The 18,007-nt window shown below is 56.8% G+C and carries 21 protein-coding genes; 7 read left to right on the top strand and 14 right to left on the bottom strand.

Features of this window, described 5'->3' with window-relative positions:
- The first annotated feature begins 11 nt into the window (after nucleotides 1-11).
- From xseA to Q7U39_17560, 4 genes are read left to right on the top strand one after another with little or no spacing between them, the layout of a single operon-like run.
- Nucleotides 12-1,322 carry an exodeoxyribonuclease VII large subunit gene (gene xseA / locus Q7U39_17575; GenBank protein MDO9119771.1) on the top strand — a complete coding sequence of 437 codons (1,311 nt, stop codon included), beginning with the start codon at nucleotides 12-14 and terminating at the stop codon, nucleotides 1,320-1,322.
- A gap of 54 nt (nucleotides 1,323-1,376) precedes the next feature.
- The gene (locus tag Q7U39_17570) at nucleotides 1,377-1,631 is read left to right on the top strand and encodes an exodeoxyribonuclease VII small subunit (GenBank protein ID MDO9119770.1); all 255 of its coding nucleotides are present in this window, start codon (nucleotides 1,377-1,379) and stop codon (nucleotides 1,629-1,631) included.
- A gap of 53 nt (nucleotides 1,632-1,684) precedes the next feature.
- Nucleotides 1,685-2,482, top strand: a complete 798-nt coding sequence (locus Q7U39_17565; GenBank protein MDO9119769.1) for a TlyA family RNA methyltransferase — start codon at nucleotides 1,685-1,687, stop codon at nucleotides 2,480-2,482.
- Between the two features lie 16 nt (nucleotides 2,483-2,498).
- A complete protein-coding gene (locus Q7U39_17560) occupies nucleotides 2,499-3,422 on the top strand; it encodes an SDR family oxidoreductase (GenBank protein ID MDO9119768.1) in 924 nt (307 codons plus the stop codon).
- Nucleotides 3,423-3,506: 84 nt separating this feature from the next.
- Here Q7U39_17560 and Q7U39_17555 read toward each other — a convergent pair whose 3' ends face one another.
- The gene (locus Q7U39_17555) at nucleotides 3,507-3,827 is read right to left on the bottom strand and encodes a rhodanese-like domain-containing protein (protein MDO9119767.1); all 321 of its coding nucleotides are present in this window, start codon (nucleotides 3,825-3,827) and stop codon (nucleotides 3,507-3,509) included.
- A gap of 398 nt (nucleotides 3,828-4,225) precedes the next feature.
- Between Q7U39_17555 and cutA the strand changes: the two genes are divergently transcribed.
- The 3 genes from cutA (at nucleotide 4,226) to Q7U39_17540 (ending at nucleotide 7,561) form a co-directional block, all read left to right on the top strand.
- Nucleotides 4,226-4,561 carry a divalent-cation tolerance protein CutA gene (gene cutA / locus Q7U39_17550; protein MDO9119766.1) on the top strand — a complete coding sequence of 112 codons (336 nt, stop codon included), beginning with the start codon at nucleotides 4,226-4,228 and terminating at the stop codon, nucleotides 4,559-4,561.
- A 129-nt stretch (nucleotides 4,562-4,690) separates the two neighbouring features.
- Nucleotides 4,691-5,722, top strand: a complete 1,032-nt coding sequence (locus Q7U39_17545; protein MDO9119765.1) for a peptidoglycan DD-metalloendopeptidase family protein — start codon at nucleotides 4,691-4,693, stop codon at nucleotides 5,720-5,722.
- 156 nt (nucleotides 5,723-5,878) lie between these two features.
- Nucleotides 5,879-7,561 carry a formate--tetrahydrofolate ligase gene (locus Q7U39_17540; protein ID MDO9119764.1) on the top strand — a complete coding sequence of 561 codons (1,683 nt, stop codon included), beginning with the start codon at nucleotides 5,879-5,881 and terminating at the stop codon, nucleotides 7,559-7,561.
- 6 nt (nucleotides 7,562-7,567) lie between these two features.
- On the opposite strand, the gene hflC is transcribed toward Q7U39_17540, so the two are convergent.
- The 13 genes from hflC to Q7U39_17475 all read right to left on the bottom strand — a co-directional run bounded on the left by hflC (nucleotide 7,568) and on the right by Q7U39_17475 (nucleotide 18,005).
- Complete coding sequence (gene hflC / locus Q7U39_17535; protein ID MDO9119763.1) at nucleotides 7,568-8,428, bottom strand: protease modulator HflC; 861 nt, start codon at nucleotides 8,426-8,428, stop codon at nucleotides 7,568-7,570.
- Nucleotides 8,425-9,501, bottom strand: coding sequence for an FtsH protease activity modulator HflK (gene hflK, locus Q7U39_17530; protein ID MDO9119762.1), 1,077 nt, complete (start codon nucleotides 9,499-9,501; stop codon nucleotides 8,425-8,427). The genes hflC and hflK overlap by 4 nt, the downstream gene beginning before the upstream one ends.
- Before the next feature lie 105 nt (nucleotides 9,502-9,606).
- Nucleotides 9,607-10,647, bottom strand: a complete 1,041-nt coding sequence (gene arsS / locus Q7U39_17525; protein ID MDO9119761.1) for an arsenosugar biosynthesis radical SAM protein ArsS — start codon at nucleotides 10,645-10,647, stop codon at nucleotides 9,607-9,609.
- A gap of 5 nt (nucleotides 10,648-10,652) precedes the next feature.
- Nucleotides 10,653-11,840: a methyltransferase domain-containing protein gene (locus tag Q7U39_17520; protein ID MDO9119760.1), complete on the bottom strand. Its 1,188-nt coding sequence runs from the start codon at nucleotides 11,838-11,840 to the stop codon at nucleotides 10,653-10,655.
- Between the two features lie 191 nt (nucleotides 11,841-12,031).
- Entirely contained in the window at nucleotides 12,032-12,955 is a 924-nt protein-coding gene (locus Q7U39_17515; GenBank protein MDO9119759.1) for a cytochrome P460 family protein, read from the bottom strand.
- 212 nt (nucleotides 12,956-13,167) lie between these two features.
- A complete protein-coding gene (locus Q7U39_17510) occupies nucleotides 13,168-13,572 on the bottom strand; it encodes a DUF2784 domain-containing protein (GenBank protein MDO9119758.1) in 405 nt (134 codons plus the stop codon).
- Nucleotides 13,573-13,588: 16 nt separating this feature from the next.
- Nucleotides 13,589-13,921 carry a hypothetical protein gene (locus tag Q7U39_17505; protein ID MDO9119757.1) on the bottom strand — a complete coding sequence of 111 codons (333 nt, stop codon included), beginning with the start codon at nucleotides 13,919-13,921 and terminating at the stop codon, nucleotides 13,589-13,591.
- Between the two features lie 264 nt (nucleotides 13,922-14,185).
- Nucleotides 14,186-14,578, bottom strand: a complete 393-nt coding sequence (locus Q7U39_17500) for a TfoX/Sxy family protein (GenBank protein ID MDO9119756.1) — start codon at nucleotides 14,576-14,578, stop codon at nucleotides 14,186-14,188.
- A 7-nt stretch (nucleotides 14,579-14,585) separates the two neighbouring features.
- Nucleotides 14,586-15,443: a methyltransferase domain-containing protein gene (locus Q7U39_17495; protein MDO9119755.1), complete on the bottom strand. Its 858-nt coding sequence runs from the start codon at nucleotides 15,441-15,443 to the stop codon at nucleotides 14,586-14,588.
- A 17-nt stretch (nucleotides 15,444-15,460) separates the two neighbouring features.
- On the bottom strand, nucleotides 15,461-15,721 hold the full coding sequence (locus Q7U39_17490) for a MoaD/ThiS family protein (GenBank protein MDO9119754.1): 261 nt from the start codon (nucleotides 15,719-15,721) through the stop codon (nucleotides 15,461-15,463).
- Nucleotides 15,718-16,875 (bottom strand): sialidase family protein, encoded by a 1,158-nt coding sequence (locus Q7U39_17485; GenBank protein ID MDO9119753.1) that lies wholly within the window; start codon nucleotides 16,873-16,875, stop codon nucleotides 15,718-15,720. The genes Q7U39_17490 and Q7U39_17485 overlap by 4 nt, the downstream gene beginning before the upstream one ends.
- A 20-nt stretch (nucleotides 16,876-16,895) precedes the next feature.
- On the bottom strand, nucleotides 16,896-17,330 hold the full coding sequence (locus tag Q7U39_17480) for a hypothetical protein (GenBank protein ID MDO9119752.1): 435 nt from the start codon (nucleotides 17,328-17,330) through the stop codon (nucleotides 16,896-16,898).
- A 72-nt stretch (nucleotides 17,331-17,402) separates the two neighbouring features.
- On the bottom strand, nucleotides 17,403-18,005 hold the full coding sequence (locus Q7U39_17475) for a DUF1579 domain-containing protein (protein ID MDO9119751.1): 603 nt from the start codon (nucleotides 18,003-18,005) through the stop codon (nucleotides 17,403-17,405).
- Between the last annotated feature and the right edge of the window lie 2 nt (nucleotides 18,006-18,007).

The raw sequence follows: 18,007 nt of genomic DNA, 5'->3' as shown, positions 1-18,007 counted from the left end.
CTGTCTCGGAATTGACCCGCCTTGTTCGGTCCACGCTCGAATCCAGTTTTACCGAGGTGTGGCTGGAAGGGGAAGTGTCGAACCTCCGCGCTCCTGCCTCCGGTCACCTCTATTGCACGCTCAAAGACGAGTCAAGCCAGATTCGCGCCGTCCTCTTCAGGACGACTGCGACGCGGCTACGATTCTCGCTTGAGGATGGACTCCAGGTCGTCGCCCGTGGGCGAGTGACGGTGTACGAACCGCGCGGGGAATACCAGATCATTGTGGACTATGTCGAGCCCAAGGGACGCGGGGCCCTGCAGTTGGCCTTTGAACAACTAAGAACGCGGCTTGCGGAAGAGGGGTTGTTTGACGAGGTCCGCAAGCGGCCGCTTCCTGAGTTGCCTCGGACGGTGGGCCTGGTGACGTCACTGAGCGGTGCGGTAATTCGCGATATGTTGACGGTGTTGCATCGCCGTTGTCCTACGCTGCACATCATTATTGTTCCCGTCCAGGTGCAAGGTGAGGGTTCGGCCGAACAGGTTGCGGCCGCCATCCGGCTGCTCAGCGAGTCCGGCTTGGTAGAGGTGATGATCGTTGGGCGCGGAGGTGGTTCGCTTGAGGATCTCTGGAGCTTCAATGAGGAGGTCGTGGTGCGGGCGATTGCCGCATCGCGAGTTCCGGTCGTCTCCGCCGTCGGGCATGAAACAGATGTGACGCTGGCAGACTTTGCTGCTGACCTTCGCGCGCCGACACCATCGGCTGCTGCAGAAGCGGTGGCGCCTGTGTTGGCTCAAATTGTAAGCAGGTTGGCTGAATTGTCGGCTCGGCTTCAGCAAGTGATGGGTCGGCGGATGGAGGAAGAGCGTCAGCGGTTGCGATTGGCGACCCATCAAATTGGCGCGGTGCGTATTCGAGTGCAGGAAGAGATCCAGCGGGTTGATGCGACGGTATACGAGATGTCGACGGCAGTTCGTCTGGTGCTGCAGGCTGGGCAGGCTAGAATGGTTCGTGCTAACCAGGGACTAATGGCCGGGAGCCCGTACGCCCGTGTGCGTCATGGACTGGCCGTTATTCCGCAACTGGCGGCACGGCTCCATCAGGGTACTCGCGGAATCGTGGAGACTCATACGCAGCGGGTCCAATCGTGCGCCGCTCGCTTGCACGCACTGAGCCCCTTGGCGACATTGGGGCGAGGCTATAGCGTACTCCAGCATGCACGCACCGGTGATGTGATTCGGGGCGTGGGTGATGTAAGCGTTGGGGAAGAGCTGCAGGCGAAGCTGATCGATGGACGATTGCTGTGTGTCGTGAAAGCAGGAGTGCCGGATTCTCTGATTTAAAATCGACAGAGGAGCCGCTATACTTAATCAATACTGGATCATGAGGAGTTGACTGTGGCGGCAGTGAAGTTTGAACAAGCGATGGCTCGGTTGGAAGCGATTGTGGGGCAATTGGAGCATGGCGATCTTTCGCTGGATGAGTCGCTCAAGATCTTTGAAGAAGGAATACGCCTCTCGAAAAATTGTTTGAAAGTGCTGGAAGAAGCTGAACGGAAAGTGGAGGTGCTGGTTCAGGATACAAACGGGAAGAAACAGTTACGGGCATTTTCTCTCGACGATGATGCTGACGAGGCTTCTCTTGAGCCATAGGCGCTCTGCACCCGTTCGGATGGTTCACACATAGTCCGCTTACGTATTCAACCATGGTCAATCAAGTACGCCCGGTGAAAGATCGGCTCGACCGAGTGCTGGTCGCGCGAGGGCTTGCTCAAAGTCGGGATGTGGCGGTTCGGATGATACTTGCCGGAGAAGTTCGACTTGATGGAGTTCTTTCCGATAAGCCTGCAAAGTTAGTTCTGCTTGATTCGGCGATTGACGTAGTTGCTCATGGGACTCGGTTCGTGAGCCGGGGTGGGGAGAAGCTTATTGGCGCTCTTGAGGCCTGTGCCATTGACGCGCAGGGAGCCGTTTGCCTTGATGTCGGATGTTCTACGGGAGGATTCACCGATTGTTTGCTGCAACGCGGCGCGGCGCGGGTGTATGCCGTGGACGTTGGATATGGACAGTTTGACTGGCGTCTTCGCCAAGACCCGCGGGTCATTTTGCATGAGCGGACGAACATTCGCTATGTGGATCGAACGCTCATCCCTGAGCCGATCTCTCTCGTGGTCATCGACGTATCGTTTATCTCACTGACCATGGTTCTCCCTCCCATCATCCAGTTTCTTCTGCCGGGGGCGATCGTAGTCGCTCTTGTGAAACCGCAATTCGAAGTGGGAAAGGGGCAGGTTGGTCGCGGGGGAATCGTTCGTGATGAGGCGCAGCGGCAGGCCGTGCTGCAACGGATTCTGGCTTGTGCTGAAGGGCTTGGACTAACTCAGAAGGCGACTCTTGATTCTCCGATCCGCGGGAAGAAGGGGAACCTCGAGTTTCTTAGTATTTTCGAGTTTAATAAAAACGTTTATGCTAAGAAAGAGTCAGATTTGAGTGGTGGCGTGTGAAGCGTTGGAGGACTGCATGAAGGTCTTAGTGACAGGTGGTGCCGGGTTCATTGGTTCGCACGTGGTCGATCGCCTGGTAGAGGAAGGGCACGACGTTGTCGTCGTGGATAATCTTTCCACGGGAAAGCGGAAGAATGTGAATCGTGCGGCGAATCTGTATAAATTAGATATTCAGAGCTCACGGTTGGAGCGGGTCTTTCGAAATGAGCGGCCCAATGTTGTCATCCACTTGGCCGCCCAGGTGAGCGTGAGAAACTCTGTTGCGGACCCTGTATTTGACGCGCAGGTAAATATTCTCGGTACGATGAATGTGGTGCATCAGGCGGTTCAGCATGGAGCGAGGAAGGTGGTGTTTTCCTCTTCGGGCGGGGCCATTTACGGCGAGCAAGATATGTTTCCTGCTCCGGAGAGCCATCCAACGAACCCGCTCTCGCCATACGGAATCAGTAAGTTGTGCGGGGAGCATTACTTGTCGTACTTCCAGCGTACCAGCGGTATTCAAACGGTCAGTCTGCGGTACGCCAACGTGTATGGGCCAAGGCAGGATCCGGAGGGCGAGGCGGGCGTTGTGGCCATCTTTATCCAAAAGATGTTGAACAATGAGCAGCCCATCATCAACGGGAACGGGCGCCAGACGAGAGATTTCGTGTTCGTGGACGATGTAGCCGAGGCGAATCTTGCCGCAATGGGGCAGGAGACTCAGGGGGTTTACAACGTCGGTACAGGCGTTGAGACGTCCATCAATGAGTTGTTCAGGTTGCTGGCAACTTTGACGGGCGCTACATCAAAAGAAGTGCATGGACCCGCTAAAAAGGGGGAGCAACTAAGGAGCCTTGTCGATCCTGCTAAAATTCGACAAGCGCTTGGTTGGGAGATGAAGGTGGATCTCCCTGACGGGTTGAAGCGAACCGTAGCATTTTTTAGGGAAAAGATGAGCTAGCGGGAAGCTTCAGATGATCCGCTTCCCGCATCGCAATGCCCTGATGCACAGTGGGAGATTTGGCAAGCCTGACTGCGGTTTCTTTTAGTAGCGCGGAACTGCGTTATCTACCTGAATCGACCAGGCATCTATTCCGCCTACTAGGTTTTTTACGTTAGCAAACCCCTGCTGAACCAAGAAGCCTGTAGCGTCGGCACTTCGCATGCCGTGATGGCAATAGGCGATGATCTCCGTGTTTTTATCCAGCTTAGTCAGAGCCTGGGGTAGTGTGCCCAAGGGGATGAGTATTGACCCTTCCAGTTTTGCCAAGGCATGCTCCCATGGTTCCCTTACGTCCAGGAGAACGAGTTTATCGCCCTTATCGAGTCTGGTCTTCAGTTCTTTCACTCCAATGGAATAACTCATCAAAATCCTCCTCTTGAACTAAGGATTGCATCATAAGGGACTCTCGAAATGGCTGTCAAATTCATGAGCAATTGAGTGTAAACAATCATTATGGGCTATTGTTATCGAATTGGCCAAGTTGTCGGTCTGGGGGAAAGCGACAAATTTTTGACTTCTTTGTCAAGAATGTGGACAGCCTGTTTCAGTTATTACACTTTATCGATATGTGGTGCGTAGATGAGTAGGCAGAGAGATTGTAACATATTGATTTTATTGAATACATGAATAGCCTGGCGATAGTTGTAGGGGTATAGAAGTTGCGTTATTAAGCAGTGATGTTAGATCAGTTGACCATAACGGTTCAAGTTTGAATAGTTGATGGTTTGGTTATGACTCAGTAGCCCTTCTTGAGATTAAGTATGCCGATTGCAAAGAGTGAGATAATTGTAGTTTTTGTGACGGTTCCTGGCCTGAAGGAAGGAAGTCGGATCTCAAGAGCAGTTTTGACTTCTCGCTTGGCCGCTTGTGTGAATGTCATTCCTGGGATTCGGTCAATGTACCAGTGGAAGGGCAAGCTAGTTCAGGAGAAAGAGGCCATGTTAGTCATGAAGACCACAAGGCTCCGATACCGAAAGCTCGAGCAGAAGATAAAGCAGCTGCATCCTTATGAACTGCCTGAAGTAATTGCCATTCCGTTGATTTGTGGATCATCACAATATACAGAGTGGGTAACGAGAGAAGTAGCCAATAAGTAGTGGTGTGAGAGACGTGGGCGAGCTCGGATTTCATTACTATCAAAAGGGTTGACCCTTCAGGAAGAGACGGGTAGACTGCGACGGTATCTAGCTGAGTCAGGGTCTCCCAAGATTGAGGGAGTGAATATCATGGGGCAAACGCAAAACCAGGAAAGCAGTGACGCCTACACGGTCGTAATTTTCCGTGGCTCTACGGCAAAACCCCTTCGTTTTAGCTTTCCGAGGAAATTCGTTCGTAAGCTATTGATAGTTGGATGTATTGTTATCATTGCCGATCTTCTTGTTGTCTCCCACTATGTCATCAGGACTGGGGAAGTCTGGGAGCTTTCCGCGTTCCGCTCGGAGGCTATGAGCGCCCGGGAACAGACCGCGGCATTCTCTTCCGCGGTTGATGACTTGAAAAAGAGAATTGGGGCAATGAAAGAGGTAAATCAACGACTCAGGGTCATGTTGGGTATTGAAGTTCCAAAGTCCGGTGACATGGCCAACGGTCGAGGTGGAGAAGAGACCCCTTTGCCTGAAGGAAGTCTGGTTCCTGGTTCGGCGAATGGAAAGGGATCAGATGAGGCCGCATCGTTATCCAACAATAATGGGGCGATGTCTGTCGTTGGAATTGGCCAGACGGCACCACTCATAGGTGAAAAAGATACTGAAGCTGCGGTTGCCTCTGTTAAAGATGGACTTGAGTGGTTGTCTAGGGAAGCGACCAGCCAGGAGCAGATTCTCAACGAATTGTCTCAGGCTGCTGAACAGCGGTCATCACGATGGGCTGCTACCCCTTCAATTTGGCCGGTCAAGGGCTGGGTGACTTCTGGCTTTGGGCCTCGTATTTCTCCCTTCACGGAGAAGCCAGCGTGGCATGATGGGCTTGATATTGGAGCTGCGGCCAACGCCCCAGTGCAGGCTCCAGCGCAAGGCAGAGTAACATCAGTCGGATTTGATCCGAAGCTCGGCAATTTAGTGCGACTCGACCATGGATTTGGGATTGAAACGGTTTATGGTCACCTGGCAAAATCCCTCGTCAAGGAGGGGCAGCGGGTGAAGCGTGGTGATGTGGTGGGGTTAGTGGGAAGCACTGGTTTGGCAACTGGCCCGCATCTTCACTACATGGTTAAGGTCAACGGGCAGGCGCTTGACCCCAACAAGTATATTCTTGAGTAGGCCTTTTCTGGCTCTATATATTGTCTTCTATGACGGGCTCGTGGGAAACCGCAAGCCCGTCTTTTTTCTGGTCTTCCCCCTCTAGCCTCCCCGTAGAGGCGTGGTGTACGTTACGCACTACATCCTTCGTTCACATCGAATTTTGACAGGGGTATTGTGACTGACCTCCAACTTGCCCGATCCGTTCGACCTCGACCCATTCTCGATATTGCTGAACAACTGGGTCTCCAAGCCAACGAAATCGCAATATTCGGGTCAAACAAGGCAAAAATCTCATTGCGTTCGTTGGGTCGCCTCAAGGCTCGCCCGTTAGGGCGGTATATTTTGGTGACAGCGATTAACCCAACTCCTCTTGGCGAAGGAAAGACGACGACATCGATTGGGCTGGCTATGGGGCTCTCACGATTAGGTAAGCGTGCGGCAGTGACCCTTCGGCAGCCCTCCCTTGGTCCGGTATTTGGAATCAAGGGTGGGGGTACCGGGGGCGGCCATGCTCAGGTGCTGCCCATGGAGGAGATCAATCTACATTTTACCGGTGATGCCCATGCGGTTGCTGCGAGCCACAATCTCCTTTCCGCCTTCCTGGACAATCATCTCTTTCACGGCAACGAACGTGGCTTTGATATAGAGCGAATCACCTGGCCTAGAACAGTGGGAGTCAGCGACCGGGCGCTCCGCCAGGTAATGGTAGGGGAAGAGACGCAGCGGCATAGGGGCCAGTTTGTGATTACCGAGGCTTCTGAGATAATGGCCGTGTTGGCCTTGGCGTCGAGTCAAGCGGACCTCCGCCAACGGCTTGGCCGGATCATGGTGGGATTGAAGCAATCCGGTGCCGTCGGAACTGCAGAGGAACTGGGTTGTGCTGGGGCGATGGCGGTTTTATTGAAGGATGCCTTGCTGCCTAACCTGGTGCAGACCTTGGAAGGAACGCCGGCGTTTGTGCACACCGGTCCGTTCGGCAATATCGCCCACGGTAATTGCTCCATTCTGTCCGATGCCGTGGCTCTCAGGTGTGCAGATTACGTCGTCACAGAGGCCGGGTTCGGGAGTGACCTGGGTGCCGAAAAATTTTTCAACATTAAGTGTCGCGTGTCAGGGTTCAAGCCTGCGGCCGCTGTCGTGGTGGCGACCTTACGAGCCCTGAAGCTGCATGGCGGCGGAGGAGTCGCCAAAGCAGGTGCGCCGTTACCCTCTGGATTGACCGGGCCCAACATGCCAGCTCTGGAGAAGGGCTTTGCGAATCTGGAACAACATATCGCCAACGCGCGCGCTCACGGCATCCCGGTCGTTGTTGCGGTGAACGCGTTTAAAGACGACCTTCCTGCCGAATTGGAGTGGGTGCGGAACCGGTCTCGGGAAGTTGGCGCGATCGATGCCGCAGTCTCGACTCATTGGGCTGATGGAGGGCGAGGCGCTGAACGACTGGCCGATGCGGTGGTTCGTGCAGTGGAACAGCCCGCGAACTTTACTCATCTCTACGATGTGAAGTGGCCAATTAGAAAGAAGATCGAAACGATCGCCACGAAGATGTATGGGGCAGCGGGAGTCAGTTTTGAGCCTGAGGCGGAGCGTCAGATTGATGCGGCCGAGTCTCTAGGATTTGGGGAGCTCCCCGTTTGTATGGCAAAGACACCGTTGTCCTTGTCGCATGATCCGGCGCTGAAGGGAAGACCTGTGGGCTTTACGGTTCCGATCAAGGAATTGCGCATTCTTGCGGGGGCCGGGTTCGTGACCGCGGTCTGCTCTGGGATTCAGCTCATGCCGGGTTTACCGAAGAAACCGGCTGGCGAACGGGTTGACCTGGATCCGGTAAGCGGTGAAATCGTCGGGCTTTCGTAGCGGGGCTTAGCGTTGTTTCAGATAGCGGAAGAACTCTGAATCAGGGCTCATCACCAAGGTCGACTTATCTTTGAACGTTTTCTTGTAGGCTTCCATCGAACGGGTGAATTCAAAGAACTTCGGATCTTGCCGGTAGGCATCGGCGTAGACCTTGAAAGCCTTCGCATCTCCGGCTCCCCGTAATTCTTCAGACTCCTTATATGCCTGGGCGAGAATGATCTCGCGATCTTTTTCCGCTTCAGACCGGATCTTTTGCGCTTCTTCTGCGCCTTCTGCGCGGTATTGCTTCGCTTGCCGTTCCCGCTCAGCTTGCATACGGGCGAACACGGCCTTCTCATTCTGCTCGGGAAGGTCGGCGCGCTTGATCCTCACATCTTGAATCTCGATCCCATAGGCAGAGGCCTTCTCATGTGACCGTTGAGTCACGATTTTCATAAGATCGGCTCGGTGATCCGCGACGATTTCCAGGAGTTCATGGCGCCCAAGTTCGACCCGGAGTTCAGAATAGATAATGTCGTTGAGCCGTTGCAGCGCGCCACGCTGGGTTTGGAAGCTCTGGTAGACCTTGAGGGGGTCGACAATCCGCCATTTGGCGTAGTTATCAAGAAGAAGGGTCTTCTTATCCTGCGTGATCACATCTTGTGCCTCTGAGTCATAGTCCAGCAATCGCTTATCGAAGTAGGTGACCTCTTGAATAAACGGCACTTTGACGTAGAGCCCCGGCTCGGTGAGATTGCGTTTCGGCTTTCCGAGTTCGACCACGATCGCATTCTGGGTGATATCGACGATGAAGAGCGGTGAAGCCCCGAGTAAAAACAGACCTCCGACAACGACGAGCACTGCGATAGTCAGGCCTTGCTTCGTCATGGTTTCTGCTCCTCCGTGGAAGCGTTGGTGCGCGATTTGAGTCGATCGAGCGGGAGGTAGGGGAGGACGCGCTCTCCGCCTTTCCCGTCGATGATCACTTTGTCGATGTTGGGCAAAATTTCTTCCATCGTTTCGATATAGAGTCGCTTGCTGATGATATCTTTGGCTTGGTTGTATTCCTTGAGCGTGGCGACGAACCGGTTGGCTTCTCCCTGTGCGCGATTCAGTCGCGCCTGGGCGTAGCCCTTGGCCTGGTTCACGACCTGCGCCGCTTCGCCTTTGGCTTTGGGGAGAATGTCGTTGCGGTAGCTTTGCGACTGGTTAATCAGTTTCTCCCGATCTTCCTTGGCGTTGGTCACGTCTTTGAACGCAGCCGCGACGGCTTCGGGAGGACTGACATCCTGGAGTTGGATGGCTGCGACCTGGACGCCGCACTGATACTGGTCGAGAAGAGACTGGAGAAGGACCATGGTATCCTGCTGGATTTGAGCCTTGCCGGTCGTCAAGGCCTCGTCGATCTTACCCTTCCCGACCACTTCCCGCATGGCGGCCTCGGCGGCTTTGCCGATCGTCTCATGAATTTCTGCGACGTTGAAGAGATAATTTGCTGACTCTTTGATCTTGTATTGGACGATGAATTCGATGGCGAGAATATTCATGTCGCCGGTGAGCATCAAGGCTTCTTGCGCGAGCATTTGCTGGCGCCCCTGCCGATCCGTACGGAATCCCACTTCAATACGGTGAAGCTTTTCAACTTTTGGCTGCAGGACCGATTCGACCAGGGGGATCTTGACGTGCGGGCCGGGGCCAACCGTGCGAACGGGGATGCCGAATCGCTTGACGACGCCTTCTTCATCAGGCGCGACGATAAACGCACTCTGCCAGGCGACAAAGACCAGCAATCCCACGAGCAGCAGGCTTTTCATCCCACCGGACGGAATGAGCCCTTGCAAGTGCGACTGCGCCTGTTTTAACGCCTCGTCGAGGTTGTCGTTCTTTTTATTCCAGGGATCGTTAGGATTCCAGACCATAAGATTTTTGGAGGATAGTGGATTGTCGTGATCAGGCGTCACCCTAACAGAGTGGATCCTGCAACGCAACCGCCAGGCTGAGGCCTTGTCGGGATGTCGCGTGTGATCTCATATGAGAAAAGGGGAGTGCGGAGAGTTCTTGTGAGATTACGATGCTACGGATCCGCCGCACGAGGAGCCGGATCCGGCCGTGCAGCCATAGCAATGGTTGCGGGTGACGATCCGTCGCTGATTGAGGAGGGCCGGATCAAAGTCGCGAATGTGGCCAGGCGCCCCGTGATCCACCGGCAGCTCCAGCATCTGGTTGAAATCGCAGTCGTAGAGTGTCCCGTCCCAGCTTACCGAGAGCGTATAGCGGCACATGACTCCTGTCGCGGCAGCCGGATTGAAGGCATTGGCCAGCCGCTCCATGTAGCCGGCATAGTTGCCGCTCTCGACCAGGAACTCAAGAAATCGGCTCACCGGCATGTTGGTGATTGTGTAGAGGTGATTGAACTCTACGCCATGCTTGGCGCGAAGTTCCTTCCTGAATTGGGCTTCGATCGCATCCTGCTTCGGCGGCAGGAACGCGCCCACCGGATTATGCACCAGATTGAGCAGCAGCCCGCTTCCCTCTCGTCCATAACCGAGCCGATTCAAGAGTCGAAGGGCATAGATGGATTTGTCGAAGATGCCTTCGCCGCGTTGGGCGTCGGTCTGACTCGCCCGATAGTAGGGCAAAGAGGCGACGACCTCCACGCGGTGCATGGCGAGAAATTCCGCGAGGTCGGACTGGGAGGGGATTTGCAGCACCGACAAATTGCAGCGATCCATCACATGACGTCCCAGCGCGCGGGCTTGCTCGACCAACCACCGAAAATTCGGATTCAGTTCCGGCGCCCCGCCGGTAATGTCGACGGTGGGAATATCGGTCTGGGCTAGCGCGGCGATGCAGAGTTCCGCCGTTTCCCGCGACATGCTCTCCGTGCGATCGGGTCCCGCATCCACGTGACAGTGGCGGCAGGTCTGGTTGCAAAGTTTGCCGACGTTGATTTGGAAGACCGTGATTCCGGAGGCCTGAAGTGAAGGCAATCCGGCCTGCGTAAGACGGGTTGCAAACGGAGTAACGCCGGCCGTCTCGTCGAGAATACGCAGCTGCTCGGTGGAAGAGGCAAGGGGATTGTGACGGCCTAAGAGGGTAAGCGCCATCGTCTTTAGCAGCACCCGCCAGCCGGGGCGCAGTTCACCGCAGCCCCATCAACAGGATGGCTGGCGCGGTTGAGAATAGCAAAGTGTGGCGCATAACCCTCTGTCTCAAGGACTGCGAGCGTCTTCGAGCAGATTTCGACTGGCTCGCCGCGTCGGTATCGGTGTTGATCGTCGTCACAGGCTTCCAGGAACGGGCCAGCCAACAGGGCATAGTCGCCTTTCCAGGTACAGGGAACCTGTTCAGGAAACACGGCGGTCCATCGCGGATCCTCGCGGTTGAGCCACAGGGGAGCGTCGGAGAATACGAACAGCGCGGCGAAGGGTGGCCTGCTCAGCAGGACGGCCAGCTCCGGAGTGAGCGGTTGGGGGATCCCGCGCATGTAAGTGGTGCCTTGCTCATCCACCACGCGGCTGAAGGGGCCGCGAAGCGTGGCGTAGCGCGCCGGGCGGGTCGAAGTTTCAGCGGGAAGCTTGTAGCCGGTCAAGGTGACGGAGAAGAAATGAATGCCGTCGATCCGCTGCCAGGGGGACGACTTGATCAGATGCAGGCCGACAAAACCGGCCTCCGTCATCCCGGCCATATAGTCAGTCAGCGGCAGCGCGCCCGATAAACAGTCGCCCCATTTCTCCGCATCATGCACCAGGTATTGCGGCACCGGCTGGTCGGCGACGATGTCGGAAATCGTGAACCGCCCGCCAGGCTTGGCGACGCGAAACATCTCGCGAAAGACCTTCCGCTTGTCGGGAGCCAGGTTGATCACGCAGTTCGAAATAATCAGGTCGATGGTGTCGTCGGTGACCGGCATCACGTCGGCCATCCCCTTGCGGAACTCGACATTGGACGCGGGATAGCCGAGGTTGGTGGCGACCACGACCGCATTTTTGCGGGCGATCTCCAGCATCGTATCGGTCATGTCGATGCCGATCACTCGCCCGGTCGGGCCAACAAGCCGCGAGGCTTCAAAACAGTCGATCCCGCCGCCCGAGCCGATGTCCAAGACCGTCTCTCCGGCACTCACCGTGTTCAGTCCGGCCGGAGTTCCACAACCATACGAAATCTTGAGGACCTCTTCAGGGATGAACGATTTGAGGTTCGCCATGTCATAACTGGTCGGGCAGCACATCTGCTCTCCCGTGCTGGCGGCCTTGGCATAACGGTCACTGACTTTTTTCTCGATTTCATCTATCGGCATGGCGGCCTCTTGGTCGAAATAAGGGTCGGTCCAAGTCTTCCATGTATCAACTCTTATGGACGTGCGTCAACCACGCTGTGAAGGCAAGGGTGCGGCTTCAGGGAAATCCGGGAGTAAGTCGGGCAGCCCTCGATTTTCTTACATCGCGGGTTTGGGAGCAGCCTCCATTGGCTGCTCCCTCGATATGCGCGTTACATCCGTCCTCGAGTTTGGAAATATTCGTCGTAGCGGTGGACGAAATCTTTTTGTGCCAGCGGGGTGTGGCAGGCGCGGCACTTGGTGAAATCTTCCATCAGCGGTTTGCTGGAGGCGTCGTAGGCGGCATAGGCCCAATCGCCGTTCTTCAGATTCTCGGGCAGCTTATCGCCCCAGCCCTGTTCCTTCCCCATCACAAACACCTTCGCCAAATCGCCCTTCACCGGTTTGCCGTCCATGCCGGTCATGAGTTTGTCGCCATCCATCTTGGCTTTGTAGATTTCCATCACCATGACTGTGCCGTTCGGAAAGTGCTGTCCGGCTGAAGTGCGGGCGCCGGTCGGGTTGATGTAGATGTCGCGGACCTGTTTGGCTTCGCCTTTCGGAATGTCCGTCAGGAACTTGGGCCAGGATTTGTAGTCGGCAGGGAGCGGGAGCGTGCCGTCAGGGCCGGCCATGGCCATCGGCGACGCGACGATGTCTTTCTTCATCGGGCCGAGCGCGCCAAGCAGTTCGTTCTTCTCGCGATCACCGACTTTGAATTTATTGAGTGTGGCAACCAGATCGCCGACCAGCGCGTCGAAATCATCCCCGGTCAGTCCCATCCCCGCATGAGTCGTCTTCATATCGCGACCCGTATAGGTGCAGGGACCGCCGGAGGCCTGGCAGATCTGCTCGACCAGCAGCATCTTGAGGCGAGGAATATTGGCCGTGGCAAATCTGCCGTTGATGCGGCTATCGGCGGCGACCCGTCCGACGAAATCTTCGACGACGGCGGTGATCGCGGGTTTCCCGCCCAGCCGGTCGTAGAGTGATTTATCGGCCGTCATCTTGCCGCCTGATGGTTCCACGGTGTTACAGCCGCCTACGGTCAACAGTAGTGCGCCGATGGTGAGATAGGATGCGATTGGTTGTCTCATGGCAGGTCTCCTCCCTAGTTGGAATAGTCTGGGGCATGAACGAATCATCCCGCTGTCGTCTTGTCTTACGAGGAAATAAAAATGGCGGATGTGTTGACGGAGTACTTTTTAGCGAAAGAGGGCTGGACGGCAGATGAATCAGAGAATCTCAGCGTGGAGAGGCATCCAAATTCAGGTGAGGCTCGTAATGCTTGCGTTCCCGACCGTCTCCTTCAGTCGGATGAACCTTTGTGGGAATTCATCAGATGGCCGCGTTTCCACAGCCACCCATACACCATCAGATTGAGCGTCATCACGACGACTCCCAGGACGAATTGTCCGGTGCGGGTGAGATGATCCGGGTAGAGGAGCATGAGCAGATAGCGTCCGACAAAGTCACCGTCATAGCCCGATCCGCCGCCCCTTTCGCGCAACCAATTTTCCAACGGGGTCAGCGGGCAGATCCAGCCGCTGAACTCGATGACGGCCCCCCAGGCTGCGGCGGGCAAATGGACCCAGATGGTGTTCCGCCACTTCAGTGCCAGCAAGCCGCCGAACAGGACGAAGAGAACAAAGGCGAGATGTAGGAGGAGGACCGCGTCGGCCAGAAGGAGGGCGTTGTTCGGCCATGCCAGCATAGGGGTTCCACGCTCGTTACTCTTTCGACTCTTGCTCCGGATCGATCTCGATCAAACGGTGACGTCCGTTGCCGAGCGACTCGATTTGGAAGACGCGCGGCCCGAGGTGAACGGTGCCTGTCATGGTGGCGCCGTTGAGGACGAGGGAAAAATCGCCGGAGTCTTGAGGCTTCAGCTGCCCGCGTATGAAGCTTGTGTCGTTGATCCGCGAGAGGGTGGACACCACATCCAACTCATACCGCCCGAGGTCGAACAGCTCGACCGCGATCGGTGGGAGCGGCCTGGCTGCGGCATCTTTCAACGTTTTCACCAGGAGCTCATCGAAGGCGATGTCTCGTTCGCGAAGCATCGACGGTTTCCTCGGAGGGAGGGGTTGATCGGATGGACTGACGGTCGGAACCGTACGCCAGAGCAGGGGGGCAGGCGATGGCTCCGCTCCCAATGATCCATTGCCGTGTAATAGAAGCACGCAGGCTGTCAGGAGCAGGACATGATGGACCATGTGTGCCTGGACAAGGCGCAAAGAGGAAAATATTGAACTGATCCCGGCTGACATTGGGACCATTATAAGTCCCCATCAAGCCGGCGGCTATGGGCTCGCCCGATCCGTCGACTATGAACGGGCGCGGGTTATTCGAGCTGGGCTGGAGTTGCGGGTCTTGGACGCGGCGCGCCGTCGCGCCGGTTTAGGACGCTGAACGGTACTGGCGGTCTCAGCCCACTCAGCCAAGAGCGCGGCATCCTCAAGAATGTCGGCAGGCACTTCATAGTAGGTTGCGAGCGTCATCTTGGAGGTCACGCGAAAGGGTTTCGTTCCTAAGGCACGGTAGGATTCGGCCGTCTCCGGTGTGACTTTGAAATACAGCCGGCCCTTGTGAATGATGCCGAAGAAGGTCTCGCGATAGCGGAGCCCATAGCCGCCGAACATGGCCCGACAGGTCAGACCCCGGAGGTCAGCCAACTGGTCCAGCACAAAATCCTTGAAGCCGTCGTGCTTGGGTGCCATGGGAGAATCAGATCGGTTTGCGTCCCGCGACAATTCGCACCGCCATCGGGAAGACAATCCGACCGGCGCGTGTGTAATTGGACGCGGCTTGGGTGTTGCGCTGTTTCACGTCCTCCTTCTGCGCGTCGGTCAGCTTGGCCATCAGATTCTGTACTGGAGCGGCGATTTCCATCAGGCTGGTGTAATACTCGTCAGCCGAGGCATAGGACCATTCCGCCAGGAACTCGTGATCCGTCACATCGACCAGTCCGGCCTGCTGGAACATCCCGGCGAGATCACCCGGTCTGGCCAAGCGGAAGATGCCCGGCGCGGTCGGATCCGGCGGCGGCAGTTCGATCACTTGTTTGATAGCGGCCATTGAGAGCCCGATCGAAGGATTTTTCTCCGGCGCGGACCAGACAGCCGCTGCGACCCAGCTTCCCGGTTTGAGCACCCGTGCAATTTCCGATGCGGCCTTCGGAATCTCCGGGAGGAACATGAGGCAAAAGCGGCTGGTGATGGCGTCGAAGGAGTTCGGTTCAAAGGGGAGACTCGTCACGTTGCCGGTTTTGAACGAGACATTGGTCAGGCTGAGGCGTGCGGCCTTTCGATCCGCGGCGGCCAGCATCTCTTCCGCGAGATCCATTCCGGTGACACGTCCGGTCACTCCGACGGTTTGTGCGCCCAGTAAGGCGGGGTAGCCGGTGCCGGAGCCGAGATCCAGAACATTCATCCCTGCATGAAGCCGGGCATCGGCGACGAGTCGATGATTCAAAAAGGCCATCTGTTCGTCGAACAGGCGGTCCCACTTTTCCCATCCACCGGCGACGCGGTTCCAATCCTGACGTTGACCTTCGATGAGCTTAGCGTTGTCGGGGGTTGGCATAATCTCTCCTCTCGCGATTATCCGCCGCTGAGGGCGCAGACGATGTACACAGTATCGGTCTTGCTGAGGGGCGTGGACAAGTCCTGGAGTTGCACGTCGTTCACAAAGATTCTGATGTGCGGCCTGATCGTATCCTGCTCCGTGATGATGCGGAATCGAATTCCAGGATAGCGCTGATCCAATGCCGACACCATCTCCGCCAGTGTCCGGCCCTCAGCCTCCACCTCACCCTTCTGTTTCGTATAGGACCGCAAGGCGCTGGGGATGTGGATCCTCATCGTCCGAGTACTGCGGCTTCCACTGAATAGATTTCCGGCAGATGCCGCGCGATACAGGTCCAGGTCGCGCCCTCGTTCCGGCTCGCCCAGATCTCGCCCTGCGTGGTGCCCACATACAATCCAACGGAGTCGTGGGTATCGTTGGCCATCGCCTGACGCTTCACCGTCCACCAGGCATTCGATCGCGGGAAGCCCTTGTCCTGGCGCGTCCAGCTTTTCCCGGCGTTGCGCGTGACATAGGCCGCCGGTTTTCCCTCCGGACTCACACGCGGCCAGACCGTCGCCCCGTCCATCGGAAAGACCCAGGCCTGGTCCGCATTGTGCGGATGGACGACCATGGGGAATCCGACGTCGCCGACTTTCTTTGGCATGTTTCTGCCGATTCGCACCCAGGTATTGGAGGGCCGATCCAGCCGGTAGATGCCGCAATGATTTTGCTGATAGAGCCGATCCGGATTGCTCGGGCAGAGCCGCACGCAGTGGGGATCGTGGTAGGTCACGACAGAGGGGCTGAATCCCTCCACCACGTCGAGCCCCTGGATCAGCGGCAAGAAGGTCTTTCCGCCGTCGACGGATTCATGCACGCCGCCGCCGGACATCGCGAAATAGAGATGTCGTGGATCGCGCGGGTCTACGATGATCGAGTGCAGCTTCGGGCCGTCGGGTGTGCCGTCCTGCACGGAGCCCATCCACTCGCGGTACTGCGGATCATCGTTGATGGAGGAGAACGGCTTCCAGGTGGCGCCTCCATCGTCGGACCGGAACAGGCCCTGCGGCGAAGTACCGGCGTACCACACGTTCGGCTCGTTGGCATGACAGGGCGTCAGCCAAAAGACGTGGCCGACCGAGCGGCCCTTCTCACTCTCCGAAATTTTGGGAAACGCCGGCGGCGCGGCGGATTCCTTCCACGTCTTTCCGGCATCGGTGGAGCGAAACACCGTGGGTCCCAGATGGCCGGTACTGGCCGCCATCAAGATCGTGCGCCGGTCCCGCGGATCGGCTACGACGTGGTGAATGATGTGGCCGAGGAATCTGGGGGGCGAGACTTTCCAGATGCGTCTCGCCCGGTCGCTCTTGAGGGTAAACGCGCCTTTCCTGGTGCCGATCAGCAGGGTGACGACCCCGCTGCCGGCTGTTGTCGTCGAGCGTGTCATGACCGGCCTCCGTCGTCGGATTATTTTATGGTTTGCAACGTCTCCCGCAATTCTTTTAGTTCGGCACTCAGCAGATCGAGGTGCTGGTCACGCTGTGGTTGGTCATCCTTGAACTTCCAGAGACGCCCGAACACGGCACCGAGTTCCTTCTTGTGGGTCAATGCCAGGTCGTAGGCCGGGGTCTTGGCCTGTTCCTTGGTGACGCCGCAGAACGAATCCATCAGCGCATGGAGCTGGTTGTGGAGATCGTCGAATGCGTTGTCCGCGCCCTTACCGCCTTTGGCTTTGGCGGCCGTGGCCTCCATCATATTCGTGAGATTGATCATCGTCTCGACGCCGCTGGCGCCTTTGGCCTGCGTCGCGTAGTCCCCGGCGCGCGGATAGAAGAGATAGCTGCAGCCGCTCAGCGTGGTCAGCATCAGAGCCAAACCCAACAGGGCAATCGTGCGTTGCATATGAGGCCTCCCTAAGTGATGGTGTTGCGTGCGTAGTCAACCACGTTGCCCATGTGAGGTCAATGTGTCCCGTTATGGTTTCCGGGTGTAGACGATCTCCAGAAACTTCATTTCTTTGCCGCCATGGCCGTGCGTTCCATACATCTCGAATGTTTGGTTGTTGGCATCCTGAATCTTCCAGACGGCCCGATGCGACATCTTGCCGCCGCCCGGTTCGGGGTGTGAGCCCTTCAGCGTGATGGTCTTGCCGTCGGCGCCGGCCGTGCCCTCCATCATGAAGATCCCGGTGCCCATCGTATCGATCCAGGCCGTCACGTACTTCTTGGTCACGTTGTCGTAGCCATCGATCCCGATGCCGGAGAAGGGCTGCCCCATCATCTGAGCGTTGTACTCCTGATAGAGAAAGCGCCCGTCGAGCAGCATCTTCATCTCCGCCGTGCCGGTCGATTCCGTCGGCGGCTTGCCCGGCTCCATCCATTCCTTGGTCGTGGTAGTCCAGCTGCCGGCCAGGCCGGCGAACAATTTATGCGGTTCACCGGGCTGGGCCAGCTTCTGCCAGAGTTCCATCATGGCCTGCTGGTGCATCTTTTTCTCCGCTTTCTTGTCCTTGGCCAAGGCCGGCGAGATGGTAAGCAGTATGCACAGAGTTGTGATGGCGAGTTTCATGATACGCATAG

Origin of the sequence: Nitrospira sp., from assembly GCA_030653545.1 — a bacterium.
GTDB lineage: Bacteria > Nitrospirota > Nitrospiria > Nitrospirales > Nitrospiraceae > Nitrospira_D.
This window is presented reverse-complemented; position numbering and strand designations above follow the sequence as displayed.

Coding starts and splice junctions, on each gene's coding strand:
- Q7U39_17565 (MDO9119769.1), top strand. CDS start 1,685: ATGGTCAATCAAGTACGCCCGGTGAAAGATCGGCTCGACCGAGTGCTG.
- Q7U39_17560 (MDO9119768.1), top strand. CDS start 2,499: ATGAAGGTCTTAGTGACAGGTGGTGCCGGGTTCATTGGTTCGCACGTG.
- Q7U39_17555 (MDO9119767.1), bottom strand. CDS start 3,827: ATGAGTTATTCCATTGGAGTGAAAGAACTGAAGACCAGACTCGATAAG.
- cutA (MDO9119766.1), top strand. CDS start 4,226: ATGCCGATTGCAAAGAGTGAGATAATTGTAGTTTTTGTGACGGTTCCT.
- Q7U39_17545 (MDO9119765.1), top strand. CDS start 4,691: ATGGGGCAAACGCAAAACCAGGAAAGCAGTGACGCCTACACGGTCGTA.
- hflC (MDO9119763.1), bottom strand. CDS start 8,428: ATGACGAAGCAAGGCCTGACTATCGCAGTGCTCGTCGTTGTCGGAGGT.
- arsS (MDO9119761.1), bottom strand. CDS start 10,647: ATGGCGCTTACCCTCTTAGGCCGTCACAATCCCCTTGCCTCTTCCACC.
- Q7U39_17520 (MDO9119760.1), bottom strand. CDS start 11,840: ATGCCGATAGATGAAATCGAGAAAAAAGTCAGTGACCGTTATGCCAAG.
- Q7U39_17515 (MDO9119759.1), bottom strand. CDS start 12,955: ATGAGACAACCAATCGCATCCTATCTCACCATCGGCGCACTACTGTTG.
- Q7U39_17510 (MDO9119758.1), bottom strand. CDS start 13,572: ATGCTGGCATGGCCGAACAACGCCCTCCTTCTGGCCGACGCGGTCCTC.
- Q7U39_17505 (MDO9119757.1), bottom strand. CDS start 13,921: ATGCTTCGCGAACGAGACATCGCCTTCGATGAGCTCCTGGTGAAAACG.
- Q7U39_17500 (MDO9119756.1), bottom strand. CDS start 14,578: ATGGCACCCAAGCACGACGGCTTCAAGGATTTTGTGCTGGACCAGTTG.
- Q7U39_17495 (MDO9119755.1), bottom strand. CDS start 15,443: ATGCCAACCCCCGACAACGCTAAGCTCATCGAAGGTCAACGTCAGGAT.
- Q7U39_17490 (MDO9119754.1), bottom strand. CDS start 15,721: ATGAGGATCCACATCCCCAGCGCCTTGCGGTCCTATACGAAACAGAAG.
- Q7U39_17485 (MDO9119753.1), bottom strand. CDS start 16,875: ATGACACGCTCGACGACAACAGCCGGCAGCGGGGTCGTCACCCTGCTG.
- Q7U39_17480 (MDO9119752.1), bottom strand. CDS start 17,330: ATGCAACGCACGATTGCCCTGTTGGGTTTGGCTCTGATGCTGACCACG.
- Q7U39_17475 (MDO9119751.1), bottom strand. CDS start 18,005: ATGCGTATCATGAAACTCGCCATCACAACTCTGTGCATACTGCTTACC.